General features: G+C 53.3%; 23 protein-coding genes and 1 pseudogene. 18 read left to right on the plus strand and 6 right to left on the minus strand.

Translation table 11 applies throughout. The features are described 5' to 3' along the window. The first annotated feature begins 11 nt into the window (after nt 1–11). Nucleotides 12–287 (plus strand): YfcL family protein, encoded by a 276-nt coding sequence (locus tag NAZ64_RS19330; RefSeq protein WP_000559749.1) that lies wholly within the window; start codon nt 12–14, stop codon nt 285–287. 51 nt (nt 288–338) lie between these two features. Here the strand turns inward: NAZ64_RS19330 and mnmC are convergent, their stop codons facing one another. Beyond that, nucleotides 339–2,339, minus strand: a complete 2,001-nt coding sequence (mnmC, locus tag NAZ64_RS19335) for a bifunctional tRNA (5-methylaminomethyl-2-thiouridine)(34)-methyltransferase MnmC2/FAD-dependent 5-carboxymethylaminomethyl-2-thiouridine(34) oxidoreductase MnmC1 (RefSeq protein ID WP_024798138.1) — start codon at nt 2,337–2,339, stop codon at nt 339–341. 159 nt (nt 2,340–2,498) lie between these two features. Here mnmC and fabB point away from each other — a divergent pair, with 159 nt between their 5' ends. Further along, nucleotides 2,499–3,713 (plus strand): beta-ketoacyl-ACP synthase I, encoded by a 1,215-nt coding sequence (gene fabB, locus NAZ64_RS19340; RefSeq protein ID WP_024798139.1) that lies wholly within the window; start codon nt 2,499–2,501, stop codon nt 3,711–3,713. 97 nt (nt 3,714–3,810) lie between these two features. Beyond that, the gene (locus tag NAZ64_RS19345; protein WP_024798140.1) at nt 3,811–4,467 is read left to right on the plus strand and encodes a CPBP family intramembrane glutamic endopeptidase; all 657 of its coding nucleotides are present in this window, start codon (nt 3,811–3,813) and stop codon (nt 4,465–4,467) included. Between the two features lie 66 nt (nt 4,468–4,533). Here NAZ64_RS19345 and NAZ64_RS19350 read toward each other — a convergent pair. The 3 genes and pseudogenes from NAZ64_RS19350 to NAZ64_RS19360 all read right to left on the minus strand — a co-directional run bounded on the left by NAZ64_RS19350 (nt 4,534) and on the right by NAZ64_RS19360 (nt 5,838). After that, a pseudogene (locus NAZ64_RS19350) lies at nt 4,534–5,053 on the minus strand (YqhG/Tai3 family protein). Then, nucleotides 5,053–5,421, minus strand: coding sequence for an NlpC/P60 family protein (locus tag NAZ64_RS19355; protein WP_000118256.1), 369 nt, complete (start codon nt 5,419–5,421; stop codon nt 5,053–5,055). Before NAZ64_RS19355 ends, NAZ64_RS19350 begins: the two are co-directional and overlap by 1 nt. A gap of 168 nt (nt 5,422–5,589) precedes the next feature. Beyond that, nucleotides 5,590–5,838 (minus strand): helix-turn-helix domain-containing protein, encoded by a 249-nt coding sequence (locus tag NAZ64_RS19360; protein WP_000433429.1) that lies wholly within the window; start codon nt 5,836–5,838, stop codon nt 5,590–5,592. 172 nt (nt 5,839–6,010) lie between these two features. Between NAZ64_RS19360 and NAZ64_RS19365 the strand changes: the two genes are divergently transcribed. Continuing rightward, nucleotides 6,011–6,385 carry a MerR family transcriptional regulator gene (locus NAZ64_RS19365; protein WP_001051266.1) on the plus strand — a complete coding sequence of 125 codons (375 nt, stop codon included), beginning with the start codon at nt 6,011–6,013 and terminating at the stop codon, nt 6,383–6,385. Nucleotides 6,386–6,564: 179 nt separating this feature from the next. Beyond that, nucleotides 6,565–7,743 carry an MFS transporter gene (locus NAZ64_RS19370; protein WP_000127730.1) on the plus strand — a complete coding sequence of 393 codons (1,179 nt, stop codon included), beginning with the start codon at nt 6,565–6,567 and terminating at the stop codon, nt 7,741–7,743. Here the strand turns inward: NAZ64_RS19370 and flk are convergent. Further along, the gene (flk, locus tag NAZ64_RS19375; RefSeq protein ID WP_000553395.1) at nt 7,740–8,741 is read right to left on the minus strand and encodes a flagella biosynthesis regulator Flk; all 1,002 of its coding nucleotides are present in this window, start codon (nt 8,739–8,741) and stop codon (nt 7,740–7,742) included. The two genes, NAZ64_RS19370 and flk, sit on opposite strands and share 4 nt — an antisense overlap. A gap of 103 nt (nt 8,742–8,844) precedes the next feature. Between flk and pdxB the strand changes: the two genes are divergently transcribed. The 9 genes from pdxB (at nt 8,845) to purF (ending at nt 18,000) form a co-directional block, all read left to right on the plus strand. Next, on the plus strand, nt 8,845–9,981 hold the full coding sequence (pdxB, locus tag NAZ64_RS19380) for a 4-phosphoerythronate dehydrogenase PdxB (protein ID WP_000699178.1): 1,137 nt from the start codon (nt 8,845–8,847) through the stop codon (nt 9,979–9,981). A 67-nt stretch (nt 9,982–10,048) separates the two neighbouring features. Then, the gene (locus NAZ64_RS19385; RefSeq protein WP_001289141.1) at nt 10,049–11,062 is read left to right on the plus strand and encodes an aspartate-semialdehyde dehydrogenase; all 1,014 of its coding nucleotides are present in this window, start codon (nt 10,049–10,051) and stop codon (nt 11,060–11,062) included. Next, entirely contained in the window at nt 11,062–11,874 is an 813-nt protein-coding gene (gene truA / locus NAZ64_RS19390) for a tRNA pseudouridine(38-40) synthase TruA (protein ID WP_220569751.1), read from the plus strand. The genes NAZ64_RS19385 and truA overlap by 1 nt, the downstream gene beginning before the upstream one ends. Nucleotides 11,875–11,922: 48 nt before the next feature. Further along, on the plus strand, nt 11,923–12,582 hold the full coding sequence (locus NAZ64_RS19395; protein ID WP_000364318.1) for a DedA family protein: 660 nt from the start codon (nt 11,923–11,925) through the stop codon (nt 12,580–12,582). 149 nt (nt 12,583–12,731) lie between these two features. Then, the gene (accD, locus tag NAZ64_RS19400; RefSeq protein WP_000118383.1) at nt 12,732–13,646 is read left to right on the plus strand and encodes an acetyl-CoA carboxylase, carboxyltransferase subunit beta; all 915 of its coding nucleotides are present in this window, start codon (nt 12,732–12,734) and stop codon (nt 13,644–13,646) included. 67 nt (nt 13,647–13,713) lie between these two features. After that, entirely contained in the window at nt 13,714–14,982 is a 1,269-nt protein-coding gene (gene folC, locus NAZ64_RS19405; RefSeq protein WP_000792275.1) for a bifunctional tetrahydrofolate synthase/dihydrofolate synthase, read from the plus strand. Then, nucleotides 14,972–15,646 carry a cell division protein DedD gene (dedD, locus tag NAZ64_RS19410; protein WP_024798144.1) on the plus strand — a complete coding sequence of 225 codons (675 nt, stop codon included), beginning with the start codon at nt 14,972–14,974 and terminating at the stop codon, nt 15,644–15,646. The genes folC and dedD overlap by 11 nt, the downstream gene beginning before the upstream one ends. Nucleotides 15,647–15,956: 310 nt before the next feature. Next, entirely contained in the window at nt 15,957–16,445 is a 489-nt protein-coding gene (cvpA, locus tag NAZ64_RS19415; RefSeq protein ID WP_000262102.1) for a colicin V production protein, read from the plus strand. A gap of 37 nt (nt 16,446–16,482) precedes the next feature. Next, nucleotides 16,483–18,000 (plus strand): amidophosphoribosyltransferase, encoded by a 1,518-nt coding sequence (gene purF, locus NAZ64_RS19420; RefSeq protein WP_000334205.1) that lies wholly within the window; start codon nt 16,483–16,485, stop codon nt 17,998–18,000. A 35-nt stretch (nt 18,001–18,035) separates the two neighbouring features. Here purF and NAZ64_RS19425 read toward each other — a convergent pair whose 3' ends face one another. Then, nucleotides 18,036–19,463, minus strand: coding sequence for a sigma-54 interaction domain-containing protein (locus NAZ64_RS19425; protein ID WP_000168925.1), 1,428 nt, complete (start codon nt 19,461–19,463; stop codon nt 18,036–18,038). Between the two features lie 210 nt (nt 19,464–19,673). Between NAZ64_RS19425 and dokD the strand changes: the two genes are divergently transcribed. The 4 genes from dokD (at nt 19,674) to NAZ64_RS19445 (ending at nt 25,158) form a co-directional block, all read left to right on the plus strand. Further along, nucleotides 19,674–21,071 carry an ornithine/lysine decarboxylase DokD gene (gene dokD / locus NAZ64_RS19430; RefSeq protein WP_483641017.1) on the plus strand — a complete coding sequence of 466 codons (1,398 nt, stop codon included), beginning with the start codon at nt 19,674–19,676 and terminating at the stop codon, nt 21,069–21,071. Between the two features lie 90 nt (nt 21,072–21,161). Further along, nucleotides 21,162–22,583 (plus strand): APC family permease, encoded by a 1,422-nt coding sequence (locus tag NAZ64_RS19435; RefSeq protein WP_115285813.1) that lies wholly within the window; start codon nt 21,162–21,164, stop codon nt 22,581–22,583. A gap of 1 nt (nt 22,584) precedes the next feature. Next, nucleotides 22,585–23,688, plus strand: coding sequence for an alanine/ornithine racemase family PLP-dependent enzyme (locus tag NAZ64_RS19440; protein WP_000281907.1), 1,104 nt, complete (start codon nt 22,585–22,587; stop codon nt 23,686–23,688). A 63-nt stretch (nt 23,689–23,751) separates the two neighbouring features. Next, a complete protein-coding gene (locus NAZ64_RS19445; protein ID WP_000380350.1) occupies nt 23,752–25,158 on the plus strand; it encodes an amino acid permease in 1,407 nt (468 codons plus the stop codon). The last annotated feature ends 12 nt before the right edge of the window (nt 25,159–25,170 follow it).

The raw sequence follows: 25,170 nt of genomic DNA on the forward strand, positions 1-25,170 counted from the left end.
GAGGAAAGAAGATGATCGCGGAGTTTGAATCACGCATTCTGGCATTAATTGACGATATGGTAGAGCACGCCAGCGACGATGAGCTTTTTGCCAGTGGATACCTGCGTGGCCACCTGACGTTAGCCATTGCCGAGCTGGAGAGCGGTGATGACCACTCCGTCGAGGCGGTCTATGCCAACGTTAGCCAAAGTCTGGAAAAAGCGATCGGCGCCGGTGAACTGTCGCCGCGCGATCAGGCGTTAGTCAAAGCCATGTGGGACAATTTGTTCGACAAGGCAAAACAATAACGCCGTGGGCCGGAAGGCGACGCTTGCCGCCTTCCGCTATTGACTGGCCCATTACTTCACCGCTTTTCCCTTCAATAACTTTCTCACCCATAACCGATTCGGATTTAACGCCGCCAGCGTACTGGCATCCAGTGGAATCGGCTCGTTACTCATCTGCGCCGCCAGAATTTCTGCGCATAATGGCGCTGAGCACAAACCGCGCGATCCCAGCGCGCCGAGCATAAATAAACCCGGATACACAGGCGCAGACGCCGCCGACGTTTTATTATCGGCTAAATCGGCGTAATGCGTCAGCGTGGCGTGGTAATCCGGGACATTGCCCACCATCGGCAGATGATCGCGGGTGGCGCAACGCACGCCGCAACGGGCGCTGTTGCCGCTAACGTCAACCTCTGTGGCCCATTTCGCATCCGGAAAACAGTCAAGCAGACGCTGTCGGTTCTGACGCTGATCTTCTTCGCGCCAGACGGTGCTTTCGTCGCCCCGGTGATAGCTGGCGCCAATACAGTGCTGCTGATTATGCGGATTTTGCGGCGTCAGATAGCCGTCGTAGCATAACACCTGACGCAACGCCGAGAGGGCGGGGGTGGTGGGAATATGACTGACCTGCCCCCCGACGGCATACACCGGCAGCGGCCGGGTCTGATCAAAACGGTTAATCTGATGGCCGTTCGCCAGGACGACGGTCTCATGGCTGGCGGTTTCACCTGACGTAAAGCGCAGTTGCCAGCGCGACTCCTGCGCAACGAGCGACGTGAGCGTATGGCGAAAGCGCGTTTGTAAACCCTGTTCGGTCGCCAGTGCGATGACTGCGCGAGTTAATTGTTCCGGGCACAGCCAGCCGCCTGCCGGATAGGTAATTCCTCCGCAGCGTGTCGTCACGCCAACCGCCTGTTCCGCCTCTTCGGCATTGAGCGCCGAGGCCAGTCCGGCGGGCAGCGCCAGGGACAGCATCTGGGCAATTTTCTGCTGGCTTTTCTCATCCCATCCGAGCTGCGTCACGCCGCACCAGTCATGATCAAAAGAGACGGGCAGGGCATCATACAGGCGACGGGCAAAGGTGAATGCGGTCGGGAAAAAGCGATTAATGGCGGCGTCATGTTTGCTAAGGAGCGGATAAAGCGCGCCCTGTCGATTACCGGAGGCGCCCTGGGCGGGCTGGTCGTCCGCGCAATAGAGCGTCACCTGCCAGCCGCGACGCAGTAACGCCAGTGATAACAGCGCGCTGGCGATGCCGCCGCCAATGATTGCCGTTTCACGTTTTTCGCTTCCGCTGCGGTAAAACCAGGGCGCGGAAAGGGTCGGCATGAGGTGTTGTTCCATCACTCCGCAAAGCATCTCGCGTTTACGTCCGAAGCCTTTGCGTTTTTGCATGGTAAAACCGGCTTCCTGTAATCCCCGACGAACGAAACCCGCCGAGGTAAACGTCGCCAGCGTTGCGCCGGGCCGCGCCAGCCGCGCCATCGCGTTAAACAGGTTTGGCGTCCACATATCCGGATTTTTCGCCGGGGCAAAACCGTCGAGGAACCAGGCGTCGACTGTTTGATTCAGCGTGGCGTCCAGTTGGTCGGTCAATTCATTAATATCGCCAAACCACAAATCCAGCGTCACCCGGCCCCGATCCAGCAATAGGCGATGGCATCCCGGGAGCGGCAGCGGCCATTGCGCCTGCAGCTGCTCTGCCCAGGGCGCGAGCTCCGGCCAGTGTTGGTGCGCCAGCGCCAGATCGCCGCGCGTTAACGGGAATTTCTCAAAACTGATGAAATGTAACCTTTGCAACGTCGCCTGTGGGTGCGCAGAACGAAAGCTGTCAAACGCCTGCCACAGCGTCAGGAAGTTGAGTCCGGTGCCAAAACCGCTTTCCGCGACTATAAATAATGGATGTGAATGTACGGGAAATCGCTCCGCAAGACGATTGCCGCCAAGAAAAACGTAGCGTGTCTCTTCGAGTCCATTGTCATTAGAAAAATAGACATCATCAAAATCTCGGGAAACAGGTGTACCCTCAGCGTTAAATTCGAGTGTGGCGGGTTGTATGGCGTATTGTTTCACGTAAGTTACTCGTCTGACGGGCGGTATCGCGATCTTAACGATGTGTGCCTGACGGCGCAAATTTCCGTACTAAATGGCTGATCGGACTTGTTCGGCGTACAAGTGTACGCTATTGTGCCAATCGAAACTTAAAAATAGTGCGAATTACAGAGGTATTGAATGAAACGTGCAGTGATTACTGGCCTGGGCATCGTTTCCAGCATCGGTAATAACCAGCAGGAAGTCCTGGCATCTCTGCGTGAAGGACGTTCAGGGATCACTTTCTCTCAGGAGCTGAAGGACGCCGGCATGCGTAGCCAGGTATGGGGCAACGTAAAACTGGATACCACTGGCCTCATTGACCGCAAAGTCGTGCGCTTTATGAGCGACGCCTCCATCTATGCTTATCTGTCTATGGAGCAGGCAGTGGCCGACGCCGGTCTGGCGCCGGAAGTTTATCAGAATAACCCGCGTGTCGGCCTGATTGCAGGTTCCGGCGGCGGCTCCCCGAAATTCCAGGTCTTTGGCGCAGACGCCATGCGTAGCCCGCGTGGTCTGAAAGCCGTGGGCCCGTATGTGGTGACGAAAGCAATGGCATCCGGCGTTTCCGCCTGCCTCGCTACGCCGTTTAAAATTTATGGCGTGAACTACTCCATTAGCTCCGCTTGCGCGACCTCCGCACACTGTATTGGCAATGCGGTTGAACAGATCCAACTGGGCAAACAGGACATCGTTTTTGCTGGCGGCGGCGAAGAGCTGTGCTGGGAAATGGCCTGTGAGTTCGACGCGATGGGGGCACTGTCCACCAAATATAACGATACGCCTGAAAAAGCGTCCCGTACCTATGATGCGCACCGTGATGGGTTTGTCATCGCGGGCGGTGGCGGTATGGTTGTTGTCGAAGAGCTGGAACACGCTCTGGCGCGCGGCGCGCATATCTATGCGGAAATCGTCGGTTACGGCGCAACATCCGATGGCGCAGACATGGTTGCTCCGTCTGGTGAAGGCGCAGTACGTTGCATGCAGATGGCGATGCACGGCGTAGACACGCCGATCGACTACCTGAACTCTCACGGTACCTCTACTCCGGTAGGCGACGTGAAAGAACTGGGTGCAATCCGTGAAGTGTTTGGCAATAACAGCCCGGCAATTTCTGCAACCAAAGCGATGACCGGCCACTCGCTGGGTGCCGCAGGCGTGCAGGAAGCTATCTATTCTCTGCTGATGCTGGAGCACGGTTTTATCGCGCCGAGTATCAACATCGAAGAGCTGGATGAGCAGGCTGCGGGCCTGAACATCGTGACCGAAACGACCGAGCGTGAACTGACCACCGTAATGTCTAACAGCTTCGGTTTTGGCGGCACCAACGCCACGCTGGTGATGCGTAAGTTGTAAGCCTGACTATTACGTTGTAGTATCAATAATGAAACAGGTCGCTAATGCGACCTGTTTTTTCATTCAGGGAACAACAAAATATATGGATATTCTATAAATGCCAACTAATACATTAGATAAAATTAGGCATAGTTTGAGTTGCGTGGCTGTTTTATTTGGTTTGCTTGGCATTTTTGTTTTTGCCTCATTTTCGCCTTCCTATGCCTGGCTTTATTTGGCAGGTCTGGCTGCGCCTTTTATATATAGTATTGTTTTTGTCTATGCGATTGCCGCCTGGAGTATTTATTCAAAGTATTATCCATTTTTATCATTGGGCCGCTTATCATTTGTGGAATGTTTTGTTCCGGCGCTGGCCCTGGTGTGCCTTACCGTTCTCTACAATGCTTTTAGTGGCCCGGAACCCTGGATGGCCGAGTTATCAAGGCAATTTTTTCTTCATAAATTTCTTAACACGCTGGCGATGTGCTTTCTGGCTCCTGTGGCGGAGGAAATTATATTCAGAGGGTTTTTATTAAACAGCAGTATCGGTTGGGGTCGGTACTCAAGAGTTTCCGGTATTATTATTACCTCACTCGCTTTTGCATTTATGCATACACAATATCTCTTTGCGGTGACTTTTGTTTATCTGTTTGTTTTCTCATCTATATTATGCGTTGTTCGAATGAGAAGTCGTGGGTTAATGATACCGATAATACTTCATGTTTTAAATAATGCCTGGGTTATTTTCGGCTTACTGTTTTCAGCGACGGAATAAGCGCCTGATGCAAGAGGCGCTTTGACCTCTCCGGTACGAACAAGAGACCGATGGCGGTTCCCTTTTTTAATGCTTCTTATATTCCGGCGCGACTTTCGCTGACCAGGCCTCAGCTTGGGTGATGGCGCCTGCGTCATAAATCGGCTGTTCATAACCCTTATCAGCATCCCGAACGCGGTAAATTTTCCAGCGTCCCTCTTCCCAACGGGTATAAACTTCCAGGTGGATGGGCGTTGACTCTGTAGCCAACAGAACATCCACTTTTTCTCCGCCGAGGAAAGGGTGTGCCTTCCCAACCCGTAACTGTGGAATCCACTCTGGCGCATAGTCCTGCGCATACATAAAAATAATCAGCCCCCACAATCTCCTGTTCATAAAGGGACTGTATTAGCGCCAGGCGATGAATAACCTCTTTAGCGACGTAACGTTGCATTAAGGCGGTGGTGTCGTCAGGGGGATTCACATCGTTCGTGAACGTCGTCATCCATGAGGTATAGAACTGCTTCACGGCCTGCGTACTGTCGTGTTGAGGCGCAGAGCAACTACAAAGCAACAGGATAAGCGCGACAAGGGAGAACGTTTTCATTAATTCTTCCTGTAGATGGTATATGAGGGCCTGGCTGCCCGGTAGCCCGGGCCGGCCCACATATCGCGTTGTTTAAAATCTGAATACCACTCTGTGCCATCATATATCGCCATGTGACCACTCGGGTTTCCGCCAGCGTAAGGTTGAATAATGATGACGTCACCCTCGCGCGGCATTTCATAGGTACCAATAGCGGTGAATCCGGCGCTTCTTAACATTGGGCCATAATCTTTCGCATGATATGTATGCCCCAGCGTGATACCGCCCGCCTGAATTGCCTTTCGGGTAAATTCCGCACACCGGCCTTGAGAATGAGAACCTGCATGCGTTTTGGCATAATTAACCGCCATTCTTTTATCCCAACTCATAATGATTCCTGTTAATAAAATACGTAATAGCAACGACGTAATGCTTTAACAGTATTTGATTCGGGAAGCATGACAAATAGTGCTATTACTATTTCCAATAGAATAAGTTTAAATATTTATTAATTGTTGAGGTTGATAAGTTAGGGCCAATTTATTCAACATTAATTATTATTCTGCGGTATTGGCATCATTTTTTATTTGCATATCGCCATAGCGCGACGGCCAGATCTCCTGCGGCGTGATGCCAAGCGCGTCCGCAATAATCCGTTCGGCTCTCGGCCAGGAGCGGGTAAAGACATTGCGCAGTGAATCAGGTGATAAACCGGCCTGACGAGAAAGATCTCTGAGCGTAATACCTCTTTTTTCCAGTGCACTTTTAATATCTGCACGATGCCAGTCTTGGCTTTTTGGTTCCATTCTGTAATCCTAAGAAGATGTGTTATCGGCACCGATATTTTTAAAGTGAAAATTAGCGTGAGAAAAAGAAAGTTACTTTCTTTTTCACTCTAAGAATAGTGCCAGAAAGAAAGCAAAATTTCGCGCAAAAGAAGAAATATTTTTATTTCATCAAAGGAAAGGAAAGAAACCGATGGCAAAGGAATGGTTCACGGTTAAGGAATGTCTTGGCTTGCCGGGGTTTCCGGGAAGCGAGCCTGCGGTTCGCGAACGTTTGTATAAGTACAGCGAAGGGAAAGAGGGTGTCAGGCGTAAGCGTGTTAAATCAAAGGCCGAGGAGTTTCATATATCTGTTTTCCCTCTTTATGTTCATCGTTATCTTGACGACAGCGGAGAGGAACCGACGCCAGAACCCATTTCCTTACAGGAAGCGGAGCCTGAAGATATCTGGGAGATGATGTTCAGGTTACTGACGCCAGAACAGCGCAAGCAGGTGACCGGACGGTTTAAGGTGAGAGGGATGAAAGCGGTCTTTCCCTTTCTGTTTGATGACACGCCGCCACGTTGATAGCCTGGCTGCAATTTCAAGGTTGACAAGTTTCGCGTCTCACAGGCAGACTTCACTTTCTACATTATCCTTCCGATAATGCGTAAGCGTTTAACGTTATCCAACGCACCTTAATCCTGACGTTCAGGTAGAGGGGGGCGTGGCCTTTCCCCGCCTTACTCTGCATTCTGGAGTAATGCATGACAGCAGTTAGCCAAAAAACAACGACCCCGTCTGCGAATTTTTCGCTGTTCCGCATCGCCTTTGCGGTTTTCCTGACCTATATGACGGTCGGCCTGCCGTTACCCGTCATCCCGCTTTTTGTCCATCACGAACTGGGCTATAGCAATACGATGGTTGGGATCGCCGTGGGCATTCAGTTTTTTGCGACGGTACTGACGCGCGGCTATGCCGGACGGCTGGCGGATCAATATGGCGCTAAACGATCGGCGTTACAGGGGATGTTTGCCTGCGGGCTGGCGGGCGCCGCCTGGCTCCTGGCCGCGCTGTTGCCGGTTTCCGCGCCGGTAAAATTCGCGCTGCTTATTGTCGGGCGTTTGATCCTCGGATTTGGCGAAAGCCAGCTGCTGACCGGAACCCTGACCTGGGGACTGGGGCTGGTTGGCCCAACGCGTTCCGGTAAGGTGATGTCGTGGAACGGAATGGCGATTTACGGCGCGCTGGCGGCCGGTGCGCCGTTGGGCTTGCTGATCCATAGCCACTTTGGCTTCGCGGCGCTGGCGGGGACGACGATGGTTTTACCGCTGCTGGCCTGGGCATTCAACGGCACCGTGCGTAAAGTGCCTGCGTATACGGGGGAGCGACCTTCACTGTGGAGCGTGGTCGGGCTTATCTGGAAACCGGGTCTGGGTCTGGCATTGCAGGGCGTGGGCTTTGCCGTCATCGGTACGTTTATTTCACTTTATTTTGTCAGCAATGGCTGGACGATGGCGGGATTCACCCTGACCGCGTTTGGCGGTGCGTTTGTACTGATGCGCATATTGTTCGGTTGGATGCCGGACCGCTTTGGCGGCGTGAAGGTCGCCGTTGTCTCATTGCTGGTTGAGACGGCAGGACTGCTGCTCTTGTGGCTGGCGCCGACGGCCTGGATAGCGCTGGTAGGCGCGGCGCTCACCGGGGCAGGGTGTTCATTGATTTTCCCGGCGCTGGGCGTGGAGGTTGTGAAACGCGTACCTTCTCAGGTACGCGGTACGGCGCTCGGCGGTTACGCCGCATTTCAGGATATCTCCTACGGCGTTACCGGCCCGCTGGCGGGCGTGCTGGCCACGTCATGCGGCTATCCTTCCGTATTCCTCGCGGGAGCGATCTCCGCGGTGGTTGGCATCCTGGTGACGATATTATCGTTCCGGCGTGGTTAAGAAACCAGCCAGAAAAGCGCCAGTACAATTATTAGCGCGATAAACAACAGGCCTGGCCGCGCAGACAGATTTTTCACGGTTTCAATCATCGGCGCGAACGGGCGGTAGATGGGTTGAATAGAGAGCGGTTCAAGCTCATCCGCCTCTCGCTCTACGCGACGCAGGAAAATATGGTTAAGTAAATCCTGCACCTGGGCGGTGGTCAGCACCGTTTGCGGCTGAATTTGATAGGTGTGTTGGGCATACTCTTTGATCGCTGTGAGTTCGTCCGGTTCCAGCGGTTGTTTTAACGCAGCTTGCAGCGTATGTAGCGTAGGCGCGTGTTGTAGTGACAGCGTCTGCCGCGCCTGTAGCCATGTTGCCAGATGGGTAAACTGTTTTGCCGGAATGAGCTCGCCGCTTTTCACGCCGGAGAGTTCCAGCATTGATTGCCAGATAAGTTTGTTTGACTCGCCGGTCGCGGCCGCCAGCTTCGTCACCAACTGATTCAACGTATTATGTTCAGCAGGCAATAATGGCCGATCCGTTGCCGGACGTTGCTGCGGCTGCGGAATGGAAAGCTGCCCCTGTTGCAGGAGCGTCAGCACGTTTTTGAGTTGATCGGGCGTAAGCTGGCTAAGCGCGGTTTGACCGTATTGCTGACGGATAAAATCGCTGACGGCCTGACGATTATTCCCGACGCCAAGCAGCTCTGTTAGCTGTGAAAGTACCTGACGATTGGCGTGATTTTGCTGCGCTACGCCCAGACGCTGGGTAAGATTCTGTTCAGCGGCGGGGAAGTGGCGCGACAGTAGCGGCGCGTCATTTTTTATCCCCAGATCGTGTTTCATTCCGGCCCATACTTCCGCGCTTTGCTGCTGGGTCAGTGAAATCAGGCGCGTGATCAGCCTTTCCAGTACCGTACGCTGTTGCATGGAAAGCGGCTGCTCGCTCGCAGCGGAAAGAGGATTACGCCCTTCGCCTGGAGGCTGTGCAGGGGCGCCGGAGATGGGATGCATAATTAATTATCCTTTAACCATAAATCTGAGCAATATATGCCTGGCGGCCAGATTATGGCACACTTGTCCGGTTAACTCTCGTTCTCAAACAGGTACGACAGTCGTGAAAATTCTCGTTGATGAAAATATGCCTTACGCCCGCGAATTATTTAGCCGCCTGGGTGAGGTAAAGGCAGTGCCGGGTCGCCCGATCCCCGTTGAAGAATTGAACCATGCCGATGCGTTAATGGTGCGTTCGGTCACGAAAGTGAATGAATCGCTGCTGAGCGGCACGCCGATTAACTTCGTTGGTACTGCTACGGCAGGCACCGATCATGTGGATGAGGCATGGCTGAAGCAGGCGGGCATCGGTTTTTCAGCCGCGCCCGGCTGTAATGCTATCGCCGTGGTGGAGTATGTGTTTTCCGCGCTGTTGATGCTGGCCGAACGTGACGGCTTTTCGTTACGCGATCGCACTATAGGGATTGTCGGCGTGGGTAACGTCGGAAGCCGGCTACAGACCAGGCTTGAAGCGTTGGGTATCCGCACGTTGCTGTGCGATCCGCCACGCGCCGCACGCGGGGACGAGGGTGATTTTCGTACGCTGGATGAGCTGGTGCAGGAAGCGGATGTCCTGACTTTCCATACGCCGCTCTATAAAGACGGACCGTACAAAACGCTGCATCTGGCCGATGAGACGCTGATCCGTCGACTGAAACCCGGCGCCATTCTCATTAACGCCTGCCGCGGTCCGGTGGTGGATAACGCCGCGTTGCTGGCGCGACTTAATGCCGGGCAGCCGCTGAGCGTGGTGCTTGATGTGTGGGAGGGCGAACCGGATCTTAACGTCGCGCTACTGGAAGCCGTGGATATCGGCACGTCGCATATTGCCGGCTATACGCTGGAAGGCAAAGCGCGCGGCACCACCCAGGTCTTTGAGGCGTATAGCGCGTTTATCGGTCGCGAGCAGCGTGTCGCGCTGGAGACATTACTGCCTGCGCCTGAGTTTGGTCGTATTACGCTTCACGGCCCGCTGGATCAACCGACGCTGAAAAGACTGGCGCATTTGGTGTATGATGTGCGCCGCGACGATGCGCCGCTGCGTAAAGTCGCTGGAATTCCGGGTGAATTTGATAAATTGCGTAAAAATTATCTTGAGCGCCGTGAATGGTCGTCTTTATACGTGATGTGTGACGACGAAACGGCAGCCGCCTTGCTGTGTAAGCTAGGTTTTAACGCTGTTCATCACCCGGCACATTAATGTCTTCTTAATGCTCCCTGTCGAATAATGCGACAGGGACGCTTATGTATTTCTGGAGTAAATCACCATGTCTGAAGGCTGGAACATTGCCATTCTGGGCGCAACGGGCGCCGTAGGCGAAGCCCTGCTTGAAACACTGGCTGAACGCCAGTTCCCGGTCGGTGAAATTTATGCATTGGCGCGTCATGAAAGCGCGGGCGAGCACCTCCGTTTTGGTGGCAAGTCGGTCATTGTCCAGGATGCGGCGGACTTTGACTGGACGCAGGCGCAGTTGGCGTTTTTCGTTGCCGGCGCAGAGGCATCGGCTGCCTGGATAGACGACGCAACCAATGCAGGTTGCCTGGTGATAGATTCCAGCGGTCTGTTCGCGCTGGAGCCTGATGTGCCGCTGGTCGTGCCGGAAGTTAACCCGTATGTACTGGCGGATTACCGCAACCGTAACGTGATTGCGGTCGCCGATAGTCTGACCAGTCAACTGCTGGCGGCGCTCAAGCCGTTAATCGATCAGGGGGGACTGTCGCGCATCGCCGTCACCAGTATGTTATCAGCGTCCGCACAGGGGAAAAAAGCGGTCGATGCGCTGGCTGGACAGAGTGCGAAGCTGCTTAACGGCATACCGATTGATGAAGATGATTTCTTTGGCCGCCAGTTAGCGTTCAATATGCTGCCGCTGCTGCCGGATCGGGAAGGCAGCGTGCGCCAGGAACGTCGTATCGTCGATGAAGTGCGTAAAATTTTGCAGGACGATGGCGTGATGATCTCCGCCAGTGTCGTGCAGTCGCCGGTGTTCTATGGCCATGCGCAGATGGTGAGCTTTGAAGCGCTCCGTCCGCTGGCGGCGGAAGAGGCGCGCGAGGCATTTTCCCGCGGTGAAGATATCGTACTGTCAGAAGAGACGGATTACCCGACGCAGGTGGGCGACGCTTCCGGCAATCCACAGCTTTCTATTGGCTGTGTGCATAATGATTACGGTATGCCGGAACAAATTCAGTTCTGGTCAGTGGCGGACAACGTGCGTTTCGGCGGCGCGCTGATGGCCGTTAAAATTGCGGAGAAGCTGGTGCAGGAGTATCTGTACTGATGTCCGGACAGCAATCATCGCCGGTCTATAAAATTGCGCTGGGTATTGAGTACGACGGCAGCAAGTATTATGGCTGGCAGCGTCAGAATGAAGTGCGCAGCGTGCAGGAAAAGCTGGAAAAAGCGCTCTCGCAGGTGGCAAATGAACCTATTAACGTGTTCTGCGCCGGGCGCACCGATGCCGGCGTTCACGGCACCGGGCAGGTTGTCCATTTCGAAACGACCGCATTGCGCAAAGATGCGGCATGGACGCTGGGGGTAAATGCGAATTTGCCTGGTGACATTGCCGTGCGTTGGGTGAAAATTGTACCGGATGATTTTCACGCGCGATTTAGCGCTACGGCTCGCCGTTATCGCTATATCATCTACAATCATCGACTGCGTCCTGCGGTATTAGCAAAAGGCGTGACGCATTACTATGAGCCGCTGGATGCAGAGCGGATGCATCGCGCGGCGCAGTGTCTGCTTGGCGAAAATGATTTTACCTCGTTTCGCGCGGTGCAGTGCCAGTCGCGCACGCCGTGGCGTAATGTGATGCACATCAACGTTACCCGCCACGGCCCTTATGTGGTGGTCGATATCAAAGCGAATGCCTTTGTTCATCATATGGTCAGGAATATTGTCGGCAGCCTGCTGGAAGTAGGCGCTCACAACCAGCCGGAGAGCTGGATCGCAGAGCTGTTAGCGGCCAGGGACAGAACGCTGGCGGCGGCAACGGCGAAGGCGGAAGGGCTATATTTGGTTGCGGTAGATTACCCTGACCGGTTTGACCTTCCAAAACCGCCAATGGGCCCGCTATTTCTGGCGGACTAATCCGAATCGTACACCCGAAACGTGTCGGGTAGAAAGGCAAAGACAAATATGGACCTGATCTACTTTATTATTGATTTTATTCTGCACATCGATGTGCATCTGGCGGAGCTGGTCGCGGAGTACGGCGTCTGGGTGTACGCTATTTTGTTTTTGATTCTGTTTTGTGAAACCGGCCTGGTCGTCACGCCGTTCCTGCCGGGCGACTCGCTGCTGTTTGTCGCCGGGGCGCTGGCTTCGCTGGAAACCAACGATCTCAATGTGCATGTCATGGTGGCGTTAATGCTGATCGCCGCAATTGTCGGCGATGCGGTAAATTACACGATTGGTCGACTGTTCGGCGAAAAACTGTTCAGTAATCCGAATTCGAAAATTTTCCGCCGCAGTTATCTGGATAAAACCCACCAGTTTTATGAAAAACACGGCGGTAAAACTATCATTCTCGCTCGCTTCGTGCCGATCGTCAGAACCTTTGCGCCGTTTGTGGCAGGGATGGGGCACATGTCCTATCGGCATTTTGCCGCCTATAACGTCATCGGCGCGCTGCTGTGGGTACTGCTCTTTACCTACGCCGGTTATTTCTTCGGTACGATACCGTTGATTCAGGATAACCTTAAGCTGCTGATTGTGGGGATTATCGTGGTTTCGATATTACCTGGCGTCATTGAGATTGTCCGGCATAAGCGCGCTGCGTCGCGTGCCGCAAAATAGAAAGTAACTCAGCGGTTCGACCACTTTTTTATCCAAAGTTTCGGGCTGTTATGTTTTAATGTGCAACATTCATGGTCTGTTGGGGGCAAAAATGGCATTATGCGCCCCTTATAATAAAGCTGACTAAGGTTCAGGCAGAAAGGTCACCAATGAGCTGGATTGAACGAATTAAAAGCAACATTACTCCCACCCGCAAGGCAAGCATTCCTGAAGGGGTGTGGACCAAGTGTGATAGCTGCGGTCAGGTTTTATACCGCGCTGAGCTGGAACGTAATCTTGAGGTCTGTCCTAAGTGTGACCATCATATGCGCATGTCGGCGCGCAATCGCCTGCATAGCCTGTTAGATGAAGGTTCCCTTGTGGAGTTGGGTAGCGAGCTGGAGCCGAAAGACGTGCTCAAGTTCCGCGACTCCAAAAAATATAAAGACAGACTGGCGTCCGCGCAGAAAGAAACCGGCGAGAAAGACGCGCTGGTGGTCATGAAAGGGACGCTTCACGGTATGCCGGTTGTCGCCGCCGCGTTTGAATTCGCGTTCATGGGCGGCTCAATGGGGTCTGTCGTTGGCGCACGCTTCGTTCGCGCCGTTGAACAGGCGCTGGAAGACAACTGTCCGTTAGTGTGTTTCTCTGCTTCCGGCGGCGCGCGTATGCAAGAAGCGCTGATGTCGCTGATGCAGATGGCGAAAACCTCGGCGGCGCTGGCTAAAATGCAGGAACGTGGTCTGCCCTACATTTCGGTATTGACCGATCCGACAATGGGCGGCGTTTCCGCCAGTTTTGCGATGCTGGGCGATCTCAACATCGCCGAGCCAAAAGCCCTGATTGGCTTCGCCGGCCCGCGCGTTATCGAACAAACCGTTCGTGAGAAGCTCCCGCCAGGATTCCAGCGCAGTGAGTTCCTGATCGAAAAAGGCGCTATTGATATGATCGTCCGCCGCCCGGAAATGCGCCTGAAGCTGGCGAGCATTCTGGCGAAGCTGATGAATCTGCCCGCGCCGAACCCGGACGCCCCGCGTGAAGGCGTGGTGGTGCCTCCGGCGCCGGATCAGGAGTCTGAGGCCTGATAACTGAAAAGGGCAGGGCCGCAGGCTCTGCCCTTTTGCTTTTCACCGTAAAGAAGCAGCGGAATCAATGAAAAACAAATCTATACCTCAAGCTGCGTCGCCCCTGGCCTCGTGGCTTTCTTATCTGGAAAACCTGCACAGCAAGAGTATCGATTTAGGCCTTGAGCGCGTAAGCCAGGTGGCAGCGCGTCTGGACATCCTCAAGCCTGCGCCGTTCGTTTTTACCGTTGCGGGAACCAACGGCAAAGGTACGACCTGTCGCACGCTGGAGTCGGTGTTAATCGCGGCGGGATACCGTGTGGGCGTCTATAGTTCGCCTCATCTGGTACGTTACACCGAGCGCGTGCGCGTGCAGGGGAAAGAATTAGCGGAATCCGCGCATACCGCGTCCTTTGCGGAAATAGAAGCGGCGCGCGGCGATATTTCATTGACCTATTTTGAATATGGCACGTTGTCGGCATTGTGGCTGTTTAAACAGGCTAACCTTGACGTGGTGATTCTGGAGGTCGGGTTGGGCGGACGCCTGGACGCCACGAACATTGTGGATGCCGATGTAGCGGTAATTACCAGCATCGCGCTTGACCATACTGACTGGCTGGGGCCGGATCGCGAAAGTATCGGCCGCGAGAAGGCCGGGATTTTTCGTGCGGAAAAACCCGCTATCGTCGGCGAACCGGAAATGCCGGCAACCATCGCGGATGTCGCTCAGGAGACCGGCGCGCTGTTGCGGCGTCGCGGCGTTGACTGGCGTTATGAGGTGACAGCGACCCACTGGGCGTTTACCGATGGCGACGGTACGCTTGCCGGACTGCCGTTGCCGCAGGTTCCCCAGCCGAATGCCGCCACCGCCCTGGCCGCGCTGCGCGCCAGCAGGTTGAACATTGACGAGCAGGCGATTCGCGACGGTATTGCGCAGGCTACCTTGCCGGGACGTTTTCAAATCGTGAGTGAGTCGCCGCGCGTTATCTTTGATGTCGCCCATAATCCCCACGCGGCGGAATACCTGACGGGTCGTCTGAAAATGTTGCCGAAACGCGGGCGCGTGCTTGCGGTGATTGGTATGCTGCATGATAAAGATATCGCCGGCACGTTAGCCTGGTTGAAAAGCGTGGTTGACGACTGGTATTGTGCTCCGTTAGAGGGGCCGCGCGGCGCGACGGCGGAACAACTTCTGGAACATCTGGGGAAAGGGAATGTCTATGATAGCGTCGCGCAGGCATGGCAGGCCGCTATCGACGCGGCGCAGCCAGAAGATACCGTGCTGGTGTGCGGATCGTTCCACACCGTCGCACATGTTATGGAAGTGATAGACGCGGGGAGAATCGGTGGCGAGTAAGTTTCAGAATCGTTTAGTCGGCACGATTGTGTTAGTCGCGCTGGGGGTTATTGTGCTTCCCGGTCTGCTGGACGGACAGAAAAAGCATTATCAGGATGAATTTGCTGCGATTCCACTGGTACCGAAGCCTGGCGACCGCGATGAGCCGGATATGATGCCTGCCGCAACGCAGGCGCTGCCGACACAACCGCCGGAAGGGGCGGCTGAAGAGGTGCGGGCGGGAGATGCGGCAGCGCCATCGCTGGACCCGTCGCGCATGGTGTCTAACAATATTGAGCTTGATCCGATACCGGCGGAGACGCCTAAACCGAAGCCGGTTGAAAAGCCGAAACCGCAGCCTAAACCGCAACAGCCGGTTGTCGCCGCTTCCACGCCGACGCCCGCGCCGCAACCAGTCGCCGACGATAAACCTGCGCCGACCGGCAAAGCCTATGTCGTACAGTTGGGCGCGCTGAAAAACGCGGATAAAGTCAACGAGATAGTCGGCAAGCTTCGTTCCGCCGGGTTCCGGGTTTATACTTCCCCATCAACGCCGGTACAGGGTAAAATAACCCGTATTCTCGTCGGGCCGGATGCGTCGAAAGATAAGATGAAAGGATCGCTTGGCGAGCTCAAGCAGATTTCCGGGTTAAGCGGCGTGGTGATGGGATATAGCCCGAACTAAGGCGCGTTTTGCCTGAGCGCGCAGCGTTAAGGCCTACGGTGTTCACCTGGTAATAGCCGAAGTTCTGTAGGCTGGATAAGGCGTTTACGCCGCCATCCGGCAGAAGGAATAAACCTGGTATCCTGCGCTTATCAGGCCGATGGCAGCTCTTCTGGTCGTGCCCGAAGAGATAAAAAGTGTGATGGCGTTGAATATTTTTTCAGCGCCATTTTTATTTACGCGTGGGAAGGAAATCCCTACGCAAACGTTTTCTTTTTCTGTTAGAATGCGCCCCGAACAGGACGACAGGGCGTAAAATCGTGGGACATCTATGGTCTGGATTGATTACGCCATTATCGCGGTGATTGCTTTTTCCTGTCTGGTTAGCCTGATCCGCGGCTTTGTTCGTGAAGCGTTATCGCTGGTGACGTGGGGCTGTGCTTTCTTTGTCGCCAGTCACTACTACACTTACCTGTCTGTCTGGTTTACGGGCTTTGAAGACGAACTGGTTCGTAATGGGATTGCTATCGCGGTACTGTTTATCGCGACGCTTATCGTCGGCGCTATCGTGAATTTTGTGATAGGTCAGCTAGTAGAGAAGACCGGCCTGTCGGGAACTGACCGGGTGTTGGGGATCTGTTTCGGCGCACTGCGAGGCGCGCTGATTGTCGCCGCCATTCTGTTCTTCCTTGATACCTTTACCGGCTTGTCGAAAAGCGAAGACTGGAGCAAATCGCAGCTCATCCCGCAGTTCAGCTTCATCATCAGATGGTTCTTTGACTATCTGCAAAGCTCGTCGAGTTTCTTGCCCAGGACGTAACAGGTTCTGAGATGTGGCTTAACGAGGAAAATGACGTATGTGCGGTATTGTCGGTATCGCCGGTGTTATGCCGGTCAACCAGTCGATTTATGACGCGTTAACAGTGCTCCAGCATCGTGGTCAGGATGCTGCCGGTATCATCACCATTGATGCGAATAACTGCTTCCGCTTGCGTAAGGCAAACGGGCTGGTGAACGATATTTTTGAAGCTCGCCACATGCAGCGTTTGCAGGGCAACATGGGGATCGGCCATGTGCGCTACCCTACCGCAGGCAGCTCCAGCGCTTCCGAAGCGCAACCTTTTTACGTTAACTCGCCGTATGGCATCACGTTGGCCCATAATGGCAACCTGACTAACGCGCACGAGCTACGTAAAAAGCTGTTTGAAGAAAAGCGCCGTCATATCAACACCACCTCCGATTCCGAAATCCTGCTCAATATTTTCGCCAGCGAGCTCGACAACTTCCGTCACTATCCGCTGGAAGCCGACAATATTTTTGCCGCGATTGCCGCGACTAACCGTCAAATCCGCGGCGCCTATGCCTGCGTGGCGATGATTATCGGCCACGGCATGGTGGCTTTTCGCGATCCGCACGGCATTCGCCCGTTAGTGCTGGGCAAGCGTGACGTTGGCGATGGACGTACGGAGTATATGGTCGCTTCTGAAAGCGTGGCGCTGGATACGCTGGGCTTTGAGTTTCTGCGCGATGTCGCGCCGGGCGAAGCTATCTATATTACCGAAAAGGGGCAACTGTTCACGCGCCAGTGCGCGGATAATCCGGTCAGTAATCCCTGTCTGTTCGAGTACGTTTACTTTGCTCGCCCGGACTCCTTTATCGACAAGATCTCCGTCTACAGCGCTCGTGTGAATATGGGCACCAAACTTGGCGAAAAAATCGCTCGTGAATGGGAAGATCTGGACATCGACGTCGTGATCCCTATCCCGGAAACCTCCTGCGATATCGCACTGGAAATTGCCCGTATTCTCGGCAAGCCATACCGCCAGGGATTTGTCAAAAATCGTTACGTGGGACGTACCTTTATCATGCCGGGCCAACAGCTACGCCGTAAATCCGTGCGCCGTAAGCTCAATGCTAATCGCGCGGAATTCCGCGATAAGAACGTCCTGCTGGTGGATGATTCCATCGTGCGTGGCACCACATCAGAGCAGATCATTGAGATGGCCCGGGAGGCCGGTGCGAAGAAGGTTTATCTGGCGTCCGCCGCGCCGGAAATTCGTTTCCCCAACGTCTATGGCATTGATATGCCGACCGCCAATGAGCTGATCGCGCATGGTCGCGAGGTGGATGAGATTCGTCAGATCATCGGCGCAGACGGGCTTATCTTCCAGGATCTGAACGATCTGATCGAAGCCGTACGCGCGGAAAATCCGGATATCCAGCAGTTTGAATGTTCGGTATTTAACGGGGTATATGTCACCAAAGACGTAGACCAGCAATACCTCGACTTCCTGGATTCATTACGTAATGACGACGCCAAAGCGGTGCTGTTCCAGAACGAAATGGAAAACCTGGAAATGCATAACGAAGGCTAATGGCTTTGCCAGCGGCGCGATGCCGCTGGCCGATGTCAATTACGCACCACGCCGAAGCGAATAGCGTATTTTTGTACTTTGTACTGTAACGTGGTGCGCGATACGTTAAGGCTGCGGGCCGCGGCGGCAATATTCCCCTGATGCGTATCCAGCGCGGTTTCTATTAAATGCCTTTCGTAGTTGGCAACCCGTACCTCCAGCGACCCTTCATACTGCGGATCGGGTGACGAGGGAAGGGGATTTTCCGGCGCGGTTTCCGGTACGCCTAAATTTAACTCGTCCTGTTCAAAAATGATGTGTTTGAGCAGCCCGTCTTTTTCCTGCATGATCATGCTGCGTACAATCGCGTTTTCCAGCATCCTGACATTACCCGGCCAGGCGTGATTGAGCAGATCAGCACGCGCCGTCTCGCTTAATCCGTGAATATCCTGCGGCACGTCATTACGGTATTTATCAATAAAATAATTCGCCAGTAAGGGAATATCTTCCGGGCGGGCGCGCAGCGGCGGTAACGTCAACATTCCGACGCTCAACCGATAAAAAAGATCTGCCCGCAGACGTTCTTGTTGAATTAATTTGACGGGCGCTTCGTTCATGGCGGCAACGATCCTGACATCAGAGTGGAGTTGCTGTTGTCCGCCGAGCCGCCAGAAGGTTTTATCCTGCAAGAATCGCAGCAGCTTACTTTGCATCTCTATCGGCATGGCGTTCAGCTCATCAAGAAAGAGCGTTCCCCCGTTTGCCAGTTCCAGATAGCCTTGGCTATTTTCCGCGCCGGTATAGGCGCCGCGCACGGTGCCGAAAAGCGTACTTTCGATAAGCGTAGGCGGTAGAGCGCCGCAGTTCAGGGCGATAAATGGTTTATTCGCCCGCTTGCTGCATTGATGGATCAGGCGGGAAAATAGCTCCTTACCCGTACCCGTCTCCCCGACAATCGTCACCGGAATATTACTGGCGGCCAGCCGTTTGGCTTTGGCGATATTACTGAGCATTTCCGGGTTTTCGGTAATAATGGCATGGTGCTTCTCATGGTGATCGGCATACAGCAGTTGGTTCAGTTCTACCACCTGCTCCTGGAGCCGCCTGACGCCGGACATATTCCTGCCGATTTCGATAACGCCGACCATGCCGCCATCGCTTGCATAGAGCGGCGCGGTGGTGTGCTGATAGTCAACGGCCTGGCCTCGCGCATTGTAATAAATTTGATAATGGCCAATGTATTCCACGCCTTTTTTTAACGATGAAAGCATCGTACTTTGGGTCTCTTTCATGCCCGGATAGACATCCAGCATATGTTTTCCCATTGCCCGTTCAATACTGTAGCCGTCCAGATCCGCGCTTTCCTGATTGTAGTAAACGTATTCACCACGCTCATTAATGACGGCCAACGGCTGATGAATCAAATCGAAAAAGCGGGAAAACATCCTGAGCGCCGAGGCCAGTTCCTGATTGGTGGATGCCATACATGCATTCCTCATATCTATTGTTCATGTTGCCATTATAAAAGTGACGAATTTTCGTCGTTGTGATGAATAGCAAACTCAATGACGAAAATGAGAAACAGCTTATTTTTATAAATAATTGATTATTTTGATAAAAAATAGTGGCATGCCTTTTGCTTTATCCCTGTAAAGAATGAGGATTTTTACCATAAACATTAAGCAGAGGGCGTTATGACTGACTCGATTATGCAGAATTACAACCAGCTACGTGAGCAGGTAATCAACGGCGATCGCCGTTTCCAGCACAAAGACGGTCATTTGTGTTTTGAAGGGGTCGATCTGGACGCTCTGGCGCGCCAGTACCCCACGCCGTTCTATGTGTTTTCTGAGCCGGAGATTATTCGTAACATTCATGAAATCCAGCAGGCATTTGCGGCGCATAAAAATACCAAAACCTTCTTTGCGTCAAAAACCTGCTCGGTCATGGGGGTGTTGAAAGCCATTCGTGACGCCGGAATTTGCGCGGAGGCAAACTCACAATATGAGGTTCGCAAGTGTCTGGAGATAGGCTTTCGCGGCGATCAGATCGTCTTCAACGGCGTGGTGAAAAAGCCTGCCGATCTGGAATATGCCATCGCTAACGATCTGTATCTTATTAATGTTGATAGCCTGTATGAGCTGGAACATATTGATGCCATCTCTCGCAATCTGAAGAAAGTCGCCAATGTTTGCGTCCGTGTAGAGCCGAATGTTCCCTCGGCGACGCATGCGGAACTGGTTACCGCTTTCCATGCGAAGTCAGGTCTCGACCTGGAACAGGCGGAAGAAACCTGCCGCCGCATTCTGGCGATGCCTTATGTGCATTTGCGCGGCTTGCATATGCATGTGGGTGATCAGGTGCCGGAGTCAGAGCCTTTCGCAAAAGCGACTAAAGTGCTGGTGGATGAATCCCGTCGCCTGGAAGAGGTGCTCGGTATTAAATTTGATTTGATCAACGTGGGCGGCGGAATTCCGGTTCCCTATAAATATGACGACGAGAATGGCGACCCGTTAAAAGATAATATGTATGCCGGTATTACCGCCCAGGATTTTGCCGATGCGGTCATTCGCGAAGTGCATAAATGGCGTACCGATGTGGAAATATGTATTGAACCGGGACGTAAAGTGACCGGGTCGGCGGCGGTGTTACTGACGGAAGTCTCCTGCGAAAAACGTAAAACAAATTACGATCTTAACGGCAATGTGGAATGCCACGTTGAATGGAAATTTGTCGACGCTGGTTACAGCGTACTCTCTGACAGCCAGCATTTTGACTGGTTCTTTTATGTCTATAACGCATCTCGCATGACGGCAGCGCACGACGCCTGGATAAAATTAGCCGGGCCGCTGTGTGATGGCGGAGATTATTTCCACATGGGAGTGAAAGGTGAAGAGTTTTTACTGCCGAAGGAGACTCATGTTGGCGATATTGTCGCGTTTCTTGATGCCGGGGCATACACCATTGAAAGTCAAACCGTTTATAACAACCGTCCGCGCACGGGCGTGGTGATGATCGATAAAAATGGTGAAACGCGTCTGATTCGTCGGGAAGACAGTTACGAAGATATGGTCAAGTACGACATTTATTAATACTGTTTTGGGCTTCAGTTTTATGCTGAAGCCCGTCGTCAGATGATAAGAAGAGGGCAGTGATGCCTGAATGCATAACAGGAGATGGCCATGAGTAACACGAATTCTGGCTTACTTGGCATCAAAGACATTGTCTTTATGAATGTCATCGCTATTCTGAGTTTGCGGCAAATCCCTAACGTGGCGCCTTACGGGGCATCGGCCATGTTGTTATGGGTGATAGCCGCATTCTGCTTGTTTTTTCCTTTAGCGATGGTATGCGGCGAGCTGTCAACCGGCTGGCCGAAAGATGGTGGGATATTTGTCTGGATTAAAGAGGCATTTGGTAAACGTATTGCATGGATTGTCGTGGTTTGTTTTCTCTTTTCCTGCGTACTGTTTTTCCCATTAATGCTGCAATTCGGCTTTACCGCGTTGGGCTATATGATCGGCGGCGGCCTGGCGGAAAATAAAGCATTTATCGGTATTGGTTCCGCGGTAATTTTCTGGCTATTAACGCTGATGAATATCCGCGGGATGGAATGGACAAAAATTATTAATAGCATCAGCGCCTGGTGCGGCGTATTTATTCCCTCCGCCATCCTCATTTTACTGGCGGTGGTATGGCTATGTACCGGACACCAGATGCAGACGGACTACACTACAGCGAAAAACTGGATTCCGGATCTCGGGCACTGGGATACGATCGTTTTCTTATCCAGCATGATGTTTGCGTTTGCCGGACTGGAGGTCGCCCCGATGATTGCCGGGCGTACCCGTAATCCACAGCGTGATTTTCCGCGAGCGATGGCCGTCTCCGCCGCCGTTATCGTTGGGATCTATATGGTCGGTACCTGGGCGCTAAACACGCTTTTACCCGCAGGGAAAACCGACATCGTGGCAGGCGTCATGCAGGCTATGCATGCTGCTGCGGACACGCTACATATGCCGTGGTTAATTCCTATTATGGCCATCTGTATGTTTTTTGGCGCTCTCGGGCAAATTAACTCCTGGCTGGTGGGGCCGATTTATATGCTCCAGGAAGCCTCGCGTGAAGATAATCTGCTGGGGGACCGAATCGGCAAATTACATCCGGTGTGGAAAACGCCCGCCTTTGCCTTGACTGTACAGGCGATTATTGTCACGGTCCTGTGTTTTTCGACTTTTATTTCGCCAAGCGTTGCGGCGGCTTACTGGATGTTAACGGCGCTAACGACCATCACCTATTTTATTCCTTACCTGGTGATGTTCCCGGCGTTCTGGCGTTTACGTAAGACTCAGCCAGATACGCCAAGAAGTTTTAAAATTCCGGGCAAGGTTTTACCGGCTATTTTACCCGCGCTGGGCTTTCTTTCTATCGCCTTTGCCGTTGCGCTGTTATTTATTCCGCCTTCTCAAATTGATATGGGCGGATATTTCCAGTACGCCGGGAAAATTATTGGCGGAGCCGTGCTGGCGGTTGTCGTCGCGGAGTACATTTACCATCGGGCGCAGAAACGTAATGCCCGTTTAAGCATGGCGGGAGGAAAATAAAATGTATATGCCAGTTCTTGAAATAAATCTACGCAAGCTGGAAGAAAACGCCCGCACGGAAAAAGCTCTGCTGGCAAGTAGCGGTATTGACGTGATGGCTGTCAATAAAGTTTTTGACGGCTGCGTGGAAACTGCGCAGGCGGTGTTCAATGGCGGAATTACCGTTATTGCTGAATCACGAACCTATAATTTGAAAAAAATACGCGAGACAGGATGTACGACCTGCCTGTTACGCAGCCCGTGTCTGAGTGAAATCGAAGATGTGGTGCGCTACGCGGATATTAGTTTAAATAGCGAGCCGGTGGTATTACGGGCATTATCGCAAGAAGCCCAACGCCAGGGGAAAACGCATCAGGTATTACTGATGGTGGATATGGGCGATTTACGCGAGGGTATCTGGTTTGGTGAATATCAACGCATTCTTGAGACCGTGACTCTGATTACTGGTCTGCCCGGTCTGGAATTATATGGACTGGGCACCAACTTTAATTGTTACGGCACCGTGTTGCCAACGGTAAAAAATGGCGAGGATTTTCTGGCGCTGGCCGCCCGGCTGGAAGCCGACAGCGGTATTCCTGTCCGGCGGCTTTCTGCGGGAAACTGCACCAGCTATCACCTGCTGGATAAAGGTATCTGGCCGCAGGGGCTGAATCATCTGCGCATCGGCGGACTGCATGAATTCGGCATTGAATATGTGGACATGAAATACCTGAATGAATTTCACCACTCCGCAAAACCGGTCGATAAAGCCTGTTCCGATATGTATATCCTGGAAGCGGAAATCATCGAACTGAACAGTAAACCGACTGTCCCGGTCGGGGAGCTGGGCGTCGATGCCTTTTTGCAAAGTAAAACCTTTGTCGATCGTGGCATACGCCGACGCGCATTGCTGGCGTTTGGTCGTCAGGATGTGCCGTCGGATAACTGTGTGCCATGCGACGACGCTATCACTATCTTAGGGCAAACCAGCGATCATACGCTGGTGGATATTGAAGATTGTCGTCAGTCGCTAAAAGTAGGCGATGTGGTTCGCTTTGAGCTGGATTATACGGGCCTGTTAATGGCCTGCCAGACCAAAGGCGTCGCCTGGAGGTTTACGCGTTAACGCATAACCGCCGCGGCTATGTCGCGGCGGCATCTTTGACCTCACGAAAGACAGGGAGTAACGATGGATACCCTGCAACAATCTCCGCCAGCAGAGCCTGAAGGCGGTCTGCGGCGTAACCTGAAGAAGCGGCACCTGCTGATGATGTCGCTGGGCGGCACGATTGGCACCGGCTTATTTATCGGCATTGCCGAACCGTTAAGCAGCGTCGGGCCGGCGGGAACCTTACTGGCCTATCTGTTTGCCGGAACCATTATGCTGGCGACGATGATGTGTCTTGGCGAATTATCATGCGCCTTTCCTCACTCCGGTTCATTTCAACATTACGCGCTGATGTTTATGCCGTCACCTTGCTGGAGCTATACCATTGGCTGGCTTTACTGGTTTAGCTGGGTCTTTTCCCTGGCAGCCGACCTCACTGCCGCAGGGTTTATTGCTCACCAGTTTTTCCCCGCGGTTCCGGTATATATGTTCTGCCTGGCGATTCTGCTCATCCTGACGGCCATCAATCTTACCTCCGCAAAAAGTTTTGGCGAATGCGAATACTGGCTTTCGGCCATTAAGGTTTTCGCGATTGTGCTGTTTATCTGCGCGGGCGGGGTCATGATCTACTCGCTAATGGGCCATAGCGACTGGCACCCGACGTTAAAAGCAGACGGAATGTGGTTTCCCCACGGTTGGGAGCAAATTGTGGTCTGTATGACGATCGTGATTTACTCCTTCCAGGGGGTGGAACTGGTAGGAAATGCGGCAGGGGAGACCGAATCGCCGCACATTATTTTACCGAAAGTGATCCTGGGGATCGGTCTCAGAATCATTTTGTTTTACGGCCTGGCGATTGCGGTGCTGGCGCTGGTCTATCCGCATGAACTGACGCCAAATGGACAAAGTCCCTTTGTATGGGTATTCTCCCACGCGGGCATTCCCGGGGCGGATACGCTGATGACGCTGGTGATCTTTTCCGCCGCGGTTTCTGCCGCTAACTCGGCCATTTACGCCAGTTCGCGTATGCTGTGGTCTATGGCGGGCGATCGCTTTGCGCCAGCCTGCTTTGGTAAAACGAACGGCGGCGGCGTGCCGGTGTATGCTATTTTAATCACGGCCTTGTTGGCGTTGGTGTCGTTGCTGACCCGCTATATTCCCGCACAGCAATTTTATTTATATCTGATCGCCAGTACCGGGCAGGTGGGTTGCCTGGCATGGATAACCATCGGATGGTGCCAGTATCGTTTCCGACAATCGGTGCGTAATGGAACGTACGCCAGCGATTTGCTACGCTATCGATCGCCGCTTTTCCCCTGGACGGCCCGATTTGTCATTATCACCAATTTTGCCATTATGGTCGGCACCTGGTTTAGTGAGCAAGGGGTAGTGATAATGTTGGTTGAGCTGGCTTTTATGATAGGGATTCTTTTGTCATGGTATCTCTTCAGACCCACTTTGAGCCGATTACGTAACACAGTGGGATGAACGGCGCTCGTA

The sequence above is a fragment of the Salmonella sp. A1325 genome, from assembly GCF_056991255.1.